Genomic DNA, 16,376 nt, shown 5'->3' with positions numbered 1-16,376 from the left:
TGCCAAAGAAACACCAAATACGATAAGAAACCACATGGTAAAACGGGAACAGCCCTGTCATGCATTGTTTATTCTTTCAAGTTCTTTTTGGGCTTCGTGGTTTATTACAACGGACGTATGTTGTGTTAATTCCTGTAATCCGCGTATAGCCTCGTCTGTACAAATCTTCCGGAGTGTCCAAATGCATTTTTTATTGATATGCATGTGCTCATCCAGGGGCCATTCGGTCTTTGCAGCTCGTATCAACGACGGCACGGCTGCAGGATCTCCAATATCGCACAGGAGATCGACTATGTCATCGTTGTTGACTGAGGCTAACCGGGCATCTAGTATCAGACACAAAGTAGTTGTATACTTTTTGCTGGGAGCTTGTAAGGCTGCTATTACTAAAACCTGGACGCCGTCATAGTTTCTATTGTCATATTCCCGCCCTAACAAAACATTGAGGTGGTGATTCCCATTTTCACCGAGGAGTAACTCACGTGCGCCCTTGGCAAATTGAGGTATACTGATCGTGCCCGCCAATACTTGCTGATATCGACGCACGAATTCGTTCCATGTTGGATTGTCCATTTTTACCAGTTTATTTTCCTTTCGCAGCGCATAGAAAAACGCGATGATAGCCCCGATGGCGCAGACAATGGTCGCTCCCAAAAACCACCTCGCCTGAGAGCTGGAGCACGATCTTATGTCACCCGGATCGAGGATCGTGCCATAGCGAGGAGAACGAACAGAATATACGTCATACTTCTCGCCATTGAGCCATTCTTTCGCCCGTATGACAATTGTGTCACCCGGCGTAAGGCGTGTTGGAACGGACTTCCTGGTGGCCTCACATTCGCAGCCCATGATCGAGAAGGTCTTGTCGTTTGTCAGTTTAAAATCAATGAAATTTTTGGGTGCTTCTCCGCCCGATCGATCATATATCGGTGAGGCCCGTAAGACTACGGCAAATTCTGAATAATCTTCATACTTGTTTATATAGGCCTTGTTGTAGTGCGATATAGCGCCGCCCGCTAAAAACAATGTAAAAATAAAAAGGCCACATCCCGGGTTTGTTGATTCCTCGTCTTCTCCTGAGGTCATATTTATGCTAATCGGATCATATCCTATTCTTACTAACGGTATGGTAGAAAACGGGTTGTCGGCCCGTCCCATCTGTAACGTTTGCGCTGTATTCTATTTTTATTTCGGACTATCCTGTGACGTACTGTAGGGCCAGGACAGAAAAAAGACATGTCGACAATGCGGCTATGCGCAGAAGTATATCTAAAAGTCTGATGACGATCACGCACGTTTTCTTCCAGCGTCAAACCGATCCATCGTGAATGGCGTCAAATCGAATCCCGTTGGCTGGTTCATTGCCATGTTTGTCAGGATTTTGCCGGTGGCGCTGGCGAATTTGAAACCGTGGCCTGAGCAGGGACTGGCGATAATAACATTGTTATGTAAGGGATGCCGGTCAATGATAAAGTCCATATCGGGGGTGTTGGTGTACATGCATACGGCGGCTTCGCGGAATATGGGGTCGACGCCGAAATGTTTGCGAATGACACCTTCGATGGCTGAAACCTCCTGGGGGGCAACCTGGCGGTTTAGGTTATCGGGGTCGGCGGGTTGACCGTAATGATGGAAGGCAACTTTTAGGCCGTTTCCAAGGTCGGGAAAGCCGTAGAACATGGTGTCTTCGGTCTCCCAGATGTAGATCGGGAATTGGTCGGGGTGGAAGCTTTGCAACCGGCCGCCGGCGTGGTCGAACCAGAACACGACCTGGCGTGCTACGGTCAACGGCAAGGCTAACTCGGGCACCAGTTGATCCAGCCAGGCGCCGGCACTCACGATCACCTGTCGGGCCGTATAGGTGCCGTTGGAGGTATGGACCTCAACGTAATTCCGCTGTGGCGTCAGGGATGTTACCGCCTCTCCCAGCTTGCACACGGCGCCGTGGGCTTGCGCTAGTTGAAGAGCAGTCTCAATACAGGCTTCGGGAAAAAGTATGCCCGCGGCAGCTTCAAATACGCCTACCGTGTCGGGTGTGGGATGGAATACTGGAAATCGTGCGTGGATGGTGTCTGCATTCATGTATTCGTATGTCAGGCCGTGGGTTTCGGCACTCCGGCGTGAACCTTTTACCAGGATTGAGTCCGGAGCACCGAGCATCAGGCCGCCCGTTTGAGTAAATAGCGTTCGATTGGACAGACGTTCTTGCTCCTGCCACAGCCGATATGCTTCCTGCACCAACGGTACATACACCGGGCTTTCATAGTACGCCTGGCGAATGATGCGGCTTTGGCCATGTGAGGAACCGTATATATGGGGCGGTGTATAGCGGTCTATGCCGAGCACGCGTTGGCCAGCTTTGGCTAGCTGATATAGTGCCTGGCTGCCGGTGGCGCCCAGGCCGATGACGATAACGTCGTAGTCCTGCATGTGGACAAATATACTACTCTTCCATCTTCTTCAGGCACTTCACCATGTCAATGCCCTTACCCAGCACAGGCTTGAACAGGTCGCCTTTCTTCTCCAGGCGTTTCGGTAGGGTTTCCATCGTGAAGTCACTGGGGTGCAGGCCGTGTTTTACTTCTTTCCACTCGAGCGGTGTGGAGATGGTGGCGCCGGGTACGGGGCGCATGCTGTATACCGAGGCCAGCGTTTGGCCCCGCTTGTTCTGTAAATAATCGATGTACAGTCGGCCCTTGCGTTGGTTGAGGGAACGCTCGAGGGTGGTAAACTTGGGAACCAATTCCTGTGCGTGATGCGCCACCAGCTCGGCGAACATGCGTGCCTGGTCGTAGTCATATTTCGCGGCAAGGGGTACGTAGATGTGAAGGCCGGAAGCCCCGGAGGTCTTGCAATAGCCTACAGCGCCGGCCTTGTCGAGGATTTCTTTCACAGCCAGCGCGGTGTCAATCACCTGGTTGAAGGTATTCTTGTCGGATGGGTCCAGGTCGAGTACGAGGTAGTCAGGGTTATCAAGGCTTTTGGTGCGCGAGCACCAGGGGTTGACTTCGATGCAGCCCAGGTTGTTCATGTACAACAGCGTGGCTTTGTTGTTGCAGAGGATATAGTCGATGTCTTTGCGGGCGCCTTCGGAGTACAAGGTGATACTATCGACAAAGGACGGAGCGTCTTCGGCGGCGTCTTTGTGGTAGAAGCCCTTGTCTTCGATGCCGTTGGGGTTTCGCTTGAGTGATTCCGGGCGATCCTTCAGGTATGGCAGGATGTATTTGCTGATGCTATTGTAATACACCACCACTTGCCCCTTGGTGATGCCATCTTTTGGGAAGTATAGTTTGTTTTGATTGGTCAGCTTTACGTCGTGGCCATCGACCCGTATGATGCCCTCGTGAATATCTTCCGTTGCTTTCTTTCGTGATGTCTTTGCCGTCTTTGTGGCTTGCTTCGATGCCAGCTTGGCGGTGGCTTTTGCCGCTTTGCTGGTGCGGCTGTTTTTTTTACCTTTTGTGGCTTTCTCTTTAGCGGCCGCTTCTTCTACATCGAGGTGATCCACTTCTTTTGGTGTTTTGTCTATACGCATACCCATAAACACTGCCTGGCGTAATATTCCTTCATCTGTAAGCTCCGCGAATTTGATTTCGCATACCAACCTGGGCTCCACCCAGGTTACGGGGGCGTTAAAGGGTATTTTCTCCTGGAACGGAGACGTCTCGCGCACCAACGGCTGCAATTCGCTGTATACTTCTTTCAGTAGCTTGTCGGTAAATCCCGTGCCGGTGTGGCCGATGTATGTCAGCTTGCCGCGTTTGTACATGCCGAGGATCAGTGCACCGAGATGTTTCCGGCTTTTGCGTGGCGCGGTATAACCCGCGATGACAGCTTCTTGTGTATTAAGATTTTTGATCTTGAGCCAGTCGTACGTACGGCGGCCCGGGTTGTATAGACTGTCGGCCTTTTTGGCGATGACCCCTTCTACGCCCAGCTCGACGGCATGTTGGAATACCCGTTTGCCATGTTCTTCTACGTGATCGGAGTACCGGATAATCGCATGATCCTTCGGCAACAGCTTCGTCAGGATTTCCTTCCGTTCCAATAGCGGAACGCTTGTCAGGCTTTTACCTTTGTGCGATAGGATGTCGAATACATAGTAGATAATCGGCAGCGTTGGATTCTCGCCGTACTGCTGCAGCTTTTGAAAGCTGGGGCGATCGTTTTCGTCGAGCACGACAATCTCACCGTCCAGTATAGCGGGCTCTTTGATCTCGTCGAGTGCATCAACGACATCCGGGTATAGAGATTCGAACGACAGGCCGTTGCGTGAATATAGACGTTTTTCTTTCTTTCCGATTTCAGCGACAGCGCGGTAGCCGTCCCATTTGATCTCAAACACCCATGCCGGATCATCAAACGGCTGTTCGCGGGTTTGCGCGGCCATGGGCTCGATAAATTCTTTATACTTATGGGCTTTGCCGCTGCGAACAGATTTTAATGCCGAGGGCTCAGGCTTTTTTGCTTTTTCTTTTTCTTTTTCCTTCTCCTTCGGTGCTTCGGGGTCAGCTTTGCCCCATACCTTTTTGCCGTGCGGCTTGGCTGGCTTTACCGATTCGATGTCATACCCTTTGGTGGCATGTTCGTCGCGGTGTTTAATCAGCAGCCAGGCATTGCCTTCCTCGGCGCGCTTCATTTGGACGAGCGCAAAAGAGCCCTGTAGTTTTTTCCCTTTCAGGGTAAACTTCAGGTCGCCTTTTTTGAGGTGCTCGCGCAAGTGTTTTTCGTAGTCGGCACGTTTGGTGACACCGTCGGGCGTATAGGTGCCATAGTCCCAGATGTCAACGGTACCGGCGCCGTAGTTTCCTTTGGGAATGGAGCCGGAGAACTTGCCGTATTCGAGGGGGTGATCTTCGACCATCATCGCCAGTCGTTTGTCGGCGGGGTCCAGCGACGGCCCTTTGGGAATGGCCCAACTTTTCAGGACACCGTCCAGCTCCAGGCGGAAGTCATAGTGTAGTCGACTGGCATCGTGACGTTGAATGACAAAGGTAAGGGGCGCGACACCTTTTTTCTTTTTCTCGCCTTTCGGCTCGGAGGTCTGTGTGAAGTCGCGCTTTTTCTTGTACCGGGTCAGGCTCATCAGGATGCCTTTTTAAGACTGGCTTTAAGCTGGGAGATCAGGTCGGTCGACTTCCGGTGTGTTACCTTCATTTTCGTCGCGGCCGGTTTCTTGCCACTGGCCTTTGCCTTGATGATCTTCAACAGCTCGGACGCATAGGTATCTTTAAACTTGTCGATGTCAAATTCACCGGTGAGCTGGTCGATCAGCGAAAGGGCCATCTTGAGCTCGGCGGGTTTTGGTTTTACGTCCGGCAGGTTCAGCTCCTCGGTACTACGGATCTCCTCGGCAAAGCGTATGCGGTTTAATACAATCGCTTTGCCGCGGGGCTTCAGAACGCAGAGGTGTTCCTTGCTGCGCAGTACAAAGCTTCCGATGGCTGCCTTCTCGCTTTTGACCAGTGCCTCGTGTAACAAGGCGTAGGCCCGTACGCCCGATTTTTCCGGCTCGAGGTAATACGGCGTTTCGTAGTAGATCGAGTCGATCTCGCTTTCGCGTACGAAGTCAGAAATGTCGATGGTTTTGCTTTTTTGGGGGCTGGCCCGTTCAAAGTCTTTGTCGTCGAGTACGACATATTCGCCGTCCAGCTTATAACCCTTTACGATGTTGGCATATTCCACTTCCTTGCCGGTGGTGCCGTTGACGCGTTTGAACCGGATGTTAGCGTGATCTTTCTTATCTAACATATCGAGATCGAGATCACTATTCTGTACAGCACTGTACATCTTGATGGGAATGTTGACCAGGCCGAAGCCGATTGCACCTGTCCAAATCGCGCGCATACGTAGAAGGGTTTTGAGGTTATTGTATCTTCATCGCCTGGGCTATTTCCCACGATGAAAGTTTTACATAGTCATTGCCGATCCGAATGGTATACACCAGCCCTAAAGACTTCACTTCCCGCGGTCGTCCATATACAACACCTTCCTGGTTCTGGTAAATAATCGGGTCGCCGTTTTTAATCTTTTCCATAATCTTTTTTTGTTAAAGTTGAAACTCTGCAAAAAAAGATTAAATACTGTGCCACGGGAAAATATACGAAAAAATACTATATAATCTATCGGGATTGCAAAAAAATATACCTTTTGCCCTACACGTTGGGGTATTCAAGGGCCAACCTGTCCGCAATTATGCCGACACATTTTCTGCGGGCGTTTTTTGCAACACCGCCATCAGCTCTGCCTCATTTGTGAGGTCAAGGCGAAGCGGGGTGATGGAGACATAGTTGTTTTCTACCGCCCAGCGATCTGTTCCTTCTTCCGCAGGTTCCAGTGGAATGACGGTGAACCAATAGTGCTTACGGCCGTAGGGGTCGGTTCCCGGAACGATCTTGCCGTCGTATTGCCGCACGGATTGGCGCGTCCATTTTACTCCGGCCGGATTTTCCGGGAAGTTTACATTGACCAATGAAAGATTAGGGTTTTCCAGGAGTAACGCCAGCGCTTTTTCGACAAAGGGTTCGAGCTTGCTGAAGTCCGGTTCAGTTTTGCCCACAGGAGCGCTCAACGCAATGCCCTTCATGCCCAGGAGTACGGCTTGCTTGGCGCCGGCAAGGGTACCCGAGTGCCACATGGAGTTGCCCAGGTTCAGGCCCATGTTAATACCGGAGAGTACCACGTCTGTCTGGCCGAGGTGTGAGCCAAGGGCCACACAATCTGCAGGCGTACCGTTGACGCGATAGGCTTCCAGGTCGCCAAAGGCGATGGGAGACTTGCGATAGAACAACGGGCGTGACGCCGTAATGGCGTGCCCCATGGAGGATTGTTCAACATCGGGTGCCACCACGCGTACTTCTCCGAAGCGTGAGGCTATTTTGGCGAGCGAGGCAATCCCAGGACTGTAGATGCCATCGTCATTTGTGATCAGTATACGCATACCGAACGGGCTAATAATATCATTCCTACCCTGGCATGGGTTTATCCTGTGCAGATGCAGGCACACAGGCCACCCCCTATACATGACCCTAATGAAATTTGCCAAGCTGATTCACAACCCCAGTGCCGGAGAGGCCGAAGACGTAACAGAACATCTCATAGAAGCTATAGAAGACGCGGGCTACACCTGTAGCTATTCGTCTACAAAGGAGGACGGCTGGGAAAAAATAGATACAAAGCAAACCGACTTTCTGGTTGTGGCCGGCGGCGACGGCACCATCCGCAAGACCGTGCTCGCGTTTTTGGACAAACGACTCCCCATCGGACTGATTCCCATGGGCACGGCCAACAACATTGCCAAGACGCTGGATGTGACGGGCGAGCCGCGGGAAATCATGGCCACCTGGGGTGATCGGAATTTAAAATTGTTCGATATCGGTCGTATTTACAACCTGACGGATGAGAAGTTCTTCCTGGAAGGCATTGGCTTCGGGCTCTTTCCCCGTCTGATGAAAGAGATGGACAAGCAAAAACGCAAAAGCGACAATTACGATAAGAGCATCAAGACCGTGCTGGAGATTTTTCACGACATCGTGCTGAATTATAAAGCACGGGCGTGCTCGATCCAAATTGACGACGCCGAATACTCCGGGAATTACCTCATGGCCGAGATCATGAATACCCGTTCGATCGGCCCCAACCTGAATCTCGTACCGTTTTCCGACCCGGGTGACGGCGAATTCGAGGTAGTGCTCATTACCGAGTCCCAGCGCGAGCAATTCGCCAACTATATTCTCAGCAAGATCCTGGGCAAGGAGGAGCCTGCGTTCTTCAATATTTTAAAGGCAAAGAAGCTTCGGATCGCCTGGGACGGCGTGCACCTGCATGTAGACGATGCTTACCTTAAGCTGGACGAGCCGACCGAGATCAAGGTCGAGCTGCAGGCCGGCGCTGTGCAGTTCCTGGTGGGGCCGCCGGTAACGGAAACGCCGGCTACCTAGGGCACAACGGTCAGGCTTGCGGTCAGCAGGTGTACCCATTCGCGGGTATTGGTAGTGGTTACTCCCCATACTACGCTGCATGCAGCGGATCTTAAATATATATACTATATCATACGGATAGACTTTCTGTTGGCGGTCACGGCCCGTGACCGGACATCTCCGGTATGTATTCTATCGAAGTTGTTTTCGGATGCCGTAATTTATACTTAATATCATGCCGCCGTTTTGAAAACCGATGCGGCTTAAATAATTCTGCAAATCAAAAATTCACCAAACTTTATGCTGAAACGAAGTCTCGTAGTGCTTTTGTGCCTTATCCTCTGCATGTCTTTTGAGGGCTATGGCCAAAAGCAATACCAGTGGAAGGAGAAGACGGAAGATGGTTATACGTATAAGTATGTCACAAACGACCCGATGGGCGCCCGTTTTTATCAATTGAAGAATGGCCTAACAGTTGTTTTAAGCGTCAACAAGAAAGAGCCGCGCATTCAAACGCTGATTGGCGTCCGCGCCGGCAGTAACAGCGACCCTGCCGACCATACCGGCCTCGCCCACTATCTCGAACACTTGTTGTTTAAAGGCACCGACAAGTTCGGCAGCCTGGATTGGAATAAAGAACGCGCGTACATTGACCGGATCGACAGTCTGTATACGGTATACAATCAAACGACGGACGCCAACCGGCGCAAGGTAATCTATCACATCATCGACAGCGTATCGGGTGTTGCCGCCAAGCAGGCTATTGCCAATGAATATGACAACATGATGGCTTCGCTGGGCGCACAGGGTACCAACGCACACACCTCTGTGGAAGAGACGGTGTACGAGGAGAATATCCCGTCAAATGCGCTAGATCGTTTTCTGGCGGTGCAGGCCGAGCGGTTCCGCTACCCGGTATTCCGCCTGTTCCATACGGAATTGGAGGCGGTGTATGAAGAGAAGAACCGTGGCCTGGACAATGACGGCCGTAAGATGTACGAGACATTGCTGAATACGCTTTTCCCGACACACAACTATGGCCAGCAGTCGACGATTGGTACAATCGATCACCTGAAGAACCCGTCGCTGAAGGCCATCCGCGACTTCTATAACCAGTACTACGTGCCGAACAACATGGCCTTGATCATGGCGGGCGATTTTAACCCGTCGTATGTGATCAAGAAGGTTGACGCTGCCTTTGCGTATATGAAGCCTGCGCCGGTAAAAGAATATGCACCGGCGCCGGAGAAGCCGATCAAAGCACCCATCGTGAAGGAAGTGTTTGGCCCCGATGCAGAGAGTGTAAATGTCGCCTTCCGGATGCCGGGAGCGCTGGACACCCGCTCGTCGGTCCTGCTGACGGTGATGTCGATGGTGCTCAGCAATGGCAAGGCCGGCCTGATCGACCTGAACCTGAACAAGCAACAAAAGATCCTCGGCGCGAGCGCGGGTGTTTGGGGCTTTAAAGACTATAGCGTGTTCCTGCTGGGCGGCAAAGCCAAACAGGATCAAAGCCTGGAAGATGTTAAAAAGCTGCTGCTCGAACAACTGGACCTATTGAAGAAAGGCTCGTTTGACGAGTCGTTGGTGAAAGCGATTGTCAACAACGCCAAGCTGTCCGAGCTGCAAGGCCTGGAAGACAACGGCAGCCGTGCCGAGTCGTTGATGGATGCTTATATCAAACACAAAGGTCTGCAGTGGACAAGCGACGTTGCTTATCTCGATGAGATGAGTAAAGTGACGAAGAAGCAGATCATTGATTTTGCCAACCAATACCTGGGCGAGAACTATGTGCTGGTGTATAAACGTAAAGGCGAAGATAAGAGCATTACAAAAGTAGATAAGCCTGCTATTACGCCGGTGGAGGTAAACCGCGATGCGCGCTCTCCTTTCCTGGAGAGCATGGCGAAAATCCCGGTCACGCCGGTCGAGCCGCAGTGGTTGGACTACAAGAAAGACATTCAGCAGAGCAAGATCGGCCCGGCCGATGTGCTGTATGTGCAGAACAAAGAAAACGGTTTGTTCCGCGCGTATTATCGCTTTGAGATGGGCAGCTGGAGCGACAAGCGCCTGGGCATCGCCGCGCAGTACCTCCAATTCCTTGGTACCGATAAAGCTTCAGCTGAGCAAATCAGCAAAGCTTTTTACAACATCGCCTGTAACTTCTCCGTGTCGGCATCGTCTGAAGAGACAACCATTGCGATCTCCGGATTGCAAGAGAATTTTGGCGAAGCCGTTCGTCTCTTTGAATCGCTGATCACCACGTGCAAAGCGGACGACGCAGCACTGGCAGCGTTAAAAGATCGCTTGCGGAAAAGCCGTGCCGATAATAAACTGAATAAGAGCTCGATCATGCGGGGTATGATGCAGTACGCGATGTACGGTGAGAAGAACCCGTTCAACTTTCAGTTGAGCGACCAGGAGCTAACGGCTGTTACGGCGAAGGAGCTTACGGATTTGCTCCATGGACTGATGCGTCACAAGCATAGCATTTTGTACTACGGTCCTGAGCCGCTGGCAACGCTGACACCATTGTTCCAGAAGGCACATGCCTTGCCTACTACTTTCCTGGAAGCGCCGGCCCCGGTGAAGTTTACAAAGGTTGACCAAACGGCCAACACCGTGCTCTTTACCGACTACGATATGGTGCAGGTGGAAGTAAATTGGGTCCGTAATACCACGACATACGATCCTGCGAACACGGCGCGCATCATGCTGTTCAACTCCTACTTTGGCGGTGGCATGGGTACGATTGTGTTCCAGACCATTCGCGAGTCGAAGGCCCTCGCCTACTCGACATACGCAACGTATGCGTCGCCCGACAAGAAAGACGGTCGTTATACAGCGATCGCGTATGTAGGCAGCCAGGCTGACAAGATCGGTGAAGCCGTTACCAGCATGAATGAACTGCTGGACGATATGCCGCATACGGACAAGATCTTTACCACAGCACGCGATGGCATTAAACAAGACATCGAAACCGAGCGTATTAACCAGGATGGTATTATCTTTAGCTACCTGGCCGCCCGGAAACTGGGCCTTGATATTGACTACCGCAAAGAAGTGTACCGCGCGGTGGACGCGCTGACGTACGATGACATTGCGAAGTTCCACGATGACAACCTTCGTCACAAGTCGTACACGTATTGCGTGTTGGCTTCGTCGAAGAATGTTAAAGAAGACGATTTGAAGAAGTTCGGTGCGGTGAAGAAACTGACGCTGCCGGAAATATTCGGATATTAATATCATACAGTTTTCCCTGCGGGAGATGCCCGCAGGGAACTGTTTGTCCCGTTATAATTCTTGTTACTTAGCCACCCCTCTCTTGCGCCCGTAACAAGAACTGCCACTGCAGGACCGGATAACCCCACACTTCTAAGGCGTAGATTGTGTTTCCTCATAAGTTTAGGTTAATGAATGACGAAAATCCGGTCTCTGCAACAGGCCTTTGAGACAGCGTGAGTGTGAAAGCGGGAGCGAGAAGAAAGAATACCTTTTCGCTCTCACCTTCACGCTCACGCTGTTTTTTGTCGGGGCTTTTTGTTTGCGACTGAAACTGCGGCCAGTCTTAAACTGGCGTGTCCTCTTTAACTTCTCTGCATATACTATTCTGGTAACAATGAAGCCAGGAGCTTCTGCAACCTCTCTCCTTTTATATCTTTAGCAATGATTCTTCCGTGGGTATCCAGCAGCAAATTGAAGGGTATAAATGACAACGCATAGTATTGCGCGGCTGGGCTCGACATCCCTTTGAGGTCTGATAGCTGAGGCCACGTAAGCTCGTCGTTGGCAATGGCACTTAACCACTTAGGCCGTTCTTCGTCGAGGGAAATGCTGACGATTTCGAAACCGGCTGGATGGTATTTGCTATGGAGTGACACCAGGTTGGGATGCTCGCGACGGCAGGGGCCGCACCAGCTGGCCCAGAAGTCTATGAGCATGTATTTATGCGGGAGGTGTTCGCCGCTCATGGGTTTTCCGTTCTTGTCCGTTAACATGAAGAATTTAAAGGGTGTTCCACGATCCGTGTGGGCCAGGCGTTGCAGGAGCTTCGCTACGCCGTTGCTGCCGGCAAGCGCTTGTTGTTCTTTAGAGAGATGGTGAAAGATGGTGTCGGCTTGGGCGTAGGTGAGCAGGTCGGCGTCGCGGAGTAGCTCGGAGCCGATGTTGCTGGCGGGCTGGGCGTCTACAAGGGCGAGCATGTGGCGAAAGAGGGTTTCGGCTTTGGCGGAGTCGGGTTGGTCGGTTTCTATTAGGGTGCGCCAAAAGGTGAAGAAGTCGCTCTTCAGCGTTTCGCTGTAGGAGCCGGCGATAGAGGTTGCCTGGAGACTATTGACCAGGCGGCCTTCGGTATCGATGAACGTGTGGGTGCGTGCGTTAACCTGAATGTTGCCGGAGTCAAGGTAAAGCCAGAGGGCGGTGGACAGGCCTTCGAGCGCCAGTGTAGCTTGTACGGGGTGTGGGACCTGGCCGGTGAACTGGAAGGTCTTGTTTTCTACCCGCGTTTGGAGAGTGATGGGTTCCTGGGTGTTGAGGGTGTAGCGTAGGCTGATGGTGCCGGTGTAGTTGCCCTGGAGGTTACCGGTGATGGTGAAGGGGCGGGTTTGAGCGTGGAGAGCGAGGGTTAGTAGGGTTACTACTATAATCGTAAAGTACTTAGGCATAGGTCCCATTTAATGAACATTTAGCTATAACGATGGTAATTAGTAGTTCGTATGTGGCATCCAGCAATGTGAATCTGGCGCAAGTGTTGCGCCAAGCGTAAGCGGAGGCGTGTCACTTGTGCCTGCCTAATGGGAGTCTTCAGACTCCCGAGGAACCCCCAAGGGATTTTGAATAGACTCAAATGTTCCCTATCTTCACAAACAACGTTAACTGCTATCCCGTTATCAAATGAGTCGCAAATATAAAATCCGAGATCAGGAAGCTGTCTATTTTGTAACCTTCACTGTCGTTCGTTGGCTGGATGTTTTTATTCGAAGAGAATATAGAGATATTCTAATGGAAAGTCTACGGTACTGCCAAAAGAACAAGGGATTGGTGCTGTATGCTTATTGTATCATGAGTAGTCACGTGCATCTCATTATTAGTCGCCATCGGAGTTCGAACCTGGAGGGTATTATTCGAGATATTAAGAAATATACCTCTGTGCTAATTATTGATGCTATTAAAGCTAACTCGCAGGAGAGTAGAAGGAAGGATTTGTTGTCGATATTTGAAGCAGAAGGCAGAGGGAATAGCAATAATAAGACCTATCAATTCTGGCAGCAACATAGTCATCCAGTCGAATTGGATACAGAGGAAAAGCTTTATCAGCGAATGGACTATATTCATTACAATCCTGTCGAGGCCGGTATTGTGCTTTCTCCGGAGTATTATCTGTATAGCAGCGCTGCGAGTTATGCGGGATTAAAGGAGACCTTGATCGATGTTATTTTGATTTAGGTGCTAACAACCAGGCCTCGGGAGTCTGAAGACTCCCATTAGACAGGCACAAGTCACCCTCCCTTCGGTCGGAAGACTTGCGCCAGTTCAACATTCTTATTATTCCTTCACCTTCTATCCTATGCTTTGAAGTTTCGCAAGGTGTATGTCAGCGTTAATAGGAAATAGCGGTTTAGCACGTTGGTTTGGCGGTCCTCTATATATGTCTCTGTGACGTCGCGGGAGATGCTGTTGTTGTTGTTTAGTATGTCGTAGGCGTTGACTTTTACTTCTAGGGCGTCGTTCTTGAGGAATTTGTAGCCCAGGCCGGCGTTCCAGAACCAGATGCTTTGGTCGTATTCGGCAGAGAGGCCGCGGTAGAGTGTGTTGTTGGCGGTTGTGGTGAAGACGAAGTGTTTGAGGAAGATCCAGTTCATGCGCAAGGATGTTACCTGGTTGAAGTAGTTGTTGTCGGATTGTTTTTGCAGGGTGTTTTTGACGATGGTATAGTTGGCGTTGTAGGAGAGCGTGAAGTCGAAGTCTTCGCTGATGTTGCTGCTCAACACTACTCCCTGGCTAAGGGCGTAATTATTGGCGAGATTTTTTGCCTGGTTGATCAGCGCCGGAATGCGGTTGTAGTTCACGCCCGTGTTGATATTCAGGTTTACTTTCAGCGTCGACAGCGGCGTGCCGTAGGTAAACAAGGCTCTTGCGTTGCGGTAGCCGCTGATGTTTACCGGGTAGCTTAACTGAGTGCCGCGGGATAGAAAAACTCCATTTACGGTTTCATCTTCTCTTGCAATATAGGCGGCATTGGTGATGTAGTCCGTGATAAAACTGCCGCTCAATAAGAAGAGCAGGCTGGTGGATTTTTCGGTGTTGCTGCGGCTGTAGCGCACGGTGAGGCTATGGTTAAAATCCTGGGCAAGGTCGGGATTACCGGTCTTGAGGAACAGTGGGTTGCGATTGTCGATTACATTCTGTAACTGCGATACCGAGGGCGCATTGGTGGACGTGCGGTACATGATGCGGATATTTTCGGTTTGTGAGAATTTGTAGTTTAGCATGGCACGTGGCAAGAGCCGCTGAAAGGAGCGGTCGACCGAAAAGGCATACGGAAATTCCTGGTCGCTTTGTAAGTGAGAATATTGAAAGTTTACTCCGCCCATAGCACTGAGCTTCCGATTGTTGAACCGATAACTGGCCCCTCCCCGATGTGCTATGTAAGCGTTCTCGAAGGTATTGGTCAGCGTCGTATCCAGGTCATTGTATTCACCGCCGTCGCCCACGTTGTAGGTTTCTTTTTCGGTGTTGCTGCGGGTATACGACGGAGTATAGTTGATCTGTAGCTGGCTAAAGCGGGTCAACGGTTCGGTATACGAAAGGTCGGACGACACGGTGTAGCTGCGCGTGTGCTGATCCGAATGTTGGTCGACGAGTTGGGATTCTTCACCGGATGTGTATTCGTTTAAGGAATACAGCTCGGAGTCGCCGTCGCGGTTGCTGGATTCCGTGTTGAGGTTGACGGAGAATGAACGACCCCGTTTTGCAAAGCGGTGACGGAATAGAATGCTGTTCCCCAGGTTGTAGCCGCTGTTATCCGACCGGTTGCTATTGGTCAGGTGGCTTTCGAGCGCGGTGTTGTTGCCGGTATAATCGCCTTGCAGGGATGATCGCGCGTCGTTCGTCTGAAAGCTTAGACGCGGTGTGATGACGAGCGAGTTGGCTGTATCGATGGTGTGTTCAATGCGGGCATTGATGCGATGGTTGTAGTTGCGGCTGTTGGAACGGCTCATTTCACGGTACACCAAGCCACTGTCTTGCTCGGTGATATACGCGCGATTGAGGTCGGTCAGGCTTTCGTTGTCGGCGGTATTAAAAAAATAGCTGCCGGTAAATTCAGTCTTTTTGCCCCAGCGGTCGGCATAGTTGAGACCGGCAGAATGTGTTGTCGAGATGCCGCTCTGCTGACCGACGGAGAAGTTGTTTCCCCCGCCACCACCACCCCGGCCGCCGCGTCCACCCCCTCCGCCACCACCACTACTGGTGACGCCCAGGAGATCTTCGTTGCTGAAGTTTTGCTGGTTGATGTTGTTGGAGAGCCCTACGAATGACAGCTTGCTGTCACCTTTAAAGGAGTTGATGTTTCCGCCGGCAGTATACCGGCCGTCTTCGCCGATGCCTGCATAGACGCGTCCAAACTGGCCGTTGTTGCGGCCCTTTCTGGTGACAATGTTGATTGTCTTGCGTGTATTACCATCGTCGAAGCCTGTGAATTGCGATTGTTCGCTGAGGCGATCAAATACTTCAATCTTATCGATGATCTCTGCCGGAAGATTCTTGAGGGCAAGGTTGGCGTCGTCTCCAAAGAACACTTTACCGTCCACCAATACTTGTTGTACGGCTTCGCCTTGCGCCTTGACGCCGGTGTTGTCAACGGTAATGCCGGGCATCTTGCCAATGAGGTCTTCGGCGACGGCGTCACGGTTTACCTTAAACGCGTTGGCGTTATATTGTAAGGTGTCGCCCTTCTGCTCGACCTGGATGGCGGCGCCTTTGATTTCGACGCCCTTTAACGTTGTTACGCCGGGCGCCAGGGTGATGGTGCCCAGGTCCGTATCGGGCCCGCGTACGGCCACGGTGCGCTGGCGTGTAGTGTAACCGATATACGAATATTGTAAAACATACCGGCCGGGGACTACGTTGGTAAACGTAAATCGGCCGTCAACATCGGTGACAGTACCTTTGCGCTGGGTGGAGTCGTTCGCTTGCTGCAGTACCACGCTCACGCCGATCAGCGTAGTGTTATCCGTACTGTCGGCGATAATGCCGGTCAGGCGGCGCTCCTGGGCTATTGCCTGATAGGTGGAGGTACCGGTCAGGAAGACGAAGATGCAAATGTACCGGATTACCATACTGGGCCCACAATCAAAAAATCGTACCATTTTTTCGGTTTGGAGTCGAAAAATAAAGAAAGTCGGGCCAATCGCCAGCAGGTACTACGGGAGCGGTCGGCAGTAGCCAGCTGAC

11 protein-coding genes are annotated in these 16,376 nt (G+C 51.4%); 3 read left to right on the top strand and 8 right to left on the bottom strand.

The window, feature by feature from the left end; translation table 11 throughout:
- Positions 1-57: 57 nt before the first annotated feature.
- The 6 genes from K7P01_RS21865 to surE form a co-directional block, all read right to left on the bottom strand.
- Positions 58-1,158 carry a HEAT repeat domain-containing protein gene (locus tag K7P01_RS21865; protein WP_267296714.1) on the bottom strand — a complete coding sequence of 367 codons (1,101 nt, stop codon included), beginning with the start codon at positions 1,156-1,158 and terminating at the stop codon, positions 58-60.
- A gap of 129 nt (positions 1,159-1,287) precedes the next feature.
- A complete protein-coding gene (solA, locus tag K7P01_RS21860; RefSeq protein ID WP_267296713.1) occupies positions 1,288-2,430 on the bottom strand; it encodes an N-methyl-L-tryptophan oxidase in 1,143 nt (380 codons plus the stop codon).
- A 13-nt stretch (positions 2,431-2,443) separates the two neighbouring features.
- The gene (gene ligD, locus K7P01_RS21855) at positions 2,444-5,089 is read right to left on the bottom strand and encodes a DNA ligase D (protein WP_267296712.1); all 2,646 of its coding nucleotides are present in this window, start codon (positions 5,087-5,089) and stop codon (positions 2,444-2,446) included.
- A complete protein-coding gene (gene ku, locus K7P01_RS21850; protein ID WP_267296711.1) occupies positions 5,089-5,850 on the bottom strand; it encodes a non-homologous end joining protein Ku in 762 nt (253 codons plus the stop codon). The genes ligD and ku overlap by 1 nt, the downstream gene beginning before the upstream one ends.
- A gap of 19 nt (positions 5,851-5,869) precedes the next feature.
- Complete coding sequence (locus K7P01_RS21845) at positions 5,870-6,040, bottom strand: hypothetical protein (protein ID WP_267296710.1); 171 nt, start codon at positions 6,038-6,040, stop codon at positions 5,870-5,872.
- 156 nt (positions 6,041-6,196) lie between these two features.
- Positions 6,197-6,943 carry a 5'/3'-nucleotidase SurE gene (gene surE / locus K7P01_RS21840; protein WP_267296709.1) on the bottom strand — a complete coding sequence of 249 codons (747 nt, stop codon included), beginning with the start codon at positions 6,941-6,943 and terminating at the stop codon, positions 6,197-6,199.
- A gap of 91 nt (positions 6,944-7,034) precedes the next feature.
- Between surE and K7P01_RS21835 the strand changes: the two genes are divergently transcribed.
- Positions 7,035-7,943, top strand: a complete 909-nt coding sequence (locus tag K7P01_RS21835; RefSeq protein ID WP_267296708.1) for a diacylglycerol/lipid kinase family protein — start codon at positions 7,035-7,037, stop codon at positions 7,941-7,943.
- A gap of 279 nt (positions 7,944-8,222) precedes the next feature.
- Positions 8,223-11,165 (top strand): M16 family metallopeptidase, encoded by a 2,943-nt coding sequence (locus K7P01_RS21830; protein ID WP_267296707.1) that lies wholly within the window; start codon positions 8,223-8,225, stop codon positions 11,163-11,165.
- Positions 11,166-11,527: 362 nt separating this feature from the next.
- On the opposite strand, the gene K7P01_RS21825 is transcribed toward K7P01_RS21830, so the two are convergent.
- Positions 11,528-12,586: a TlpA disulfide reductase family protein gene (locus K7P01_RS21825; RefSeq protein ID WP_267296706.1), complete on the bottom strand. Its 1,059-nt coding sequence runs from the start codon at positions 12,584-12,586 to the stop codon at positions 11,528-11,530.
- 229 nt (positions 12,587-12,815) lie between these two features.
- On the opposite strand from K7P01_RS21825, the gene K7P01_RS21820 reads away from it, so the two are divergent.
- Positions 12,816-13,367, top strand: a complete 552-nt coding sequence (locus K7P01_RS21820; protein WP_267296705.1) for an REP-associated tyrosine transposase — start codon at positions 12,816-12,818, stop codon at positions 13,365-13,367.
- 119 nt (positions 13,368-13,486) lie between these two features.
- Here K7P01_RS21820 and K7P01_RS21815 read toward each other — a convergent pair whose 3' ends face one another.
- Complete coding sequence (locus tag K7P01_RS21815) at positions 13,487-16,291, bottom strand: TonB-dependent receptor (protein ID WP_267296704.1); 2,805 nt, start codon at positions 16,289-16,291, stop codon at positions 13,487-13,489.
- Positions 16,292-16,376: the final 85 nt, after the last annotated feature.

It is taken from the genome of Parachryseolinea silvisoli (assembly GCF_021190955.1).
Classification (GTDB): domain Bacteria; phylum Bacteroidota; class Bacteroidia; order Cytophagales; family Cyclobacteriaceae; genus Ohtaekwangia; species Ohtaekwangia silvisoli.
This window is presented reverse-complemented; position numbering and strand designations above follow the sequence as displayed.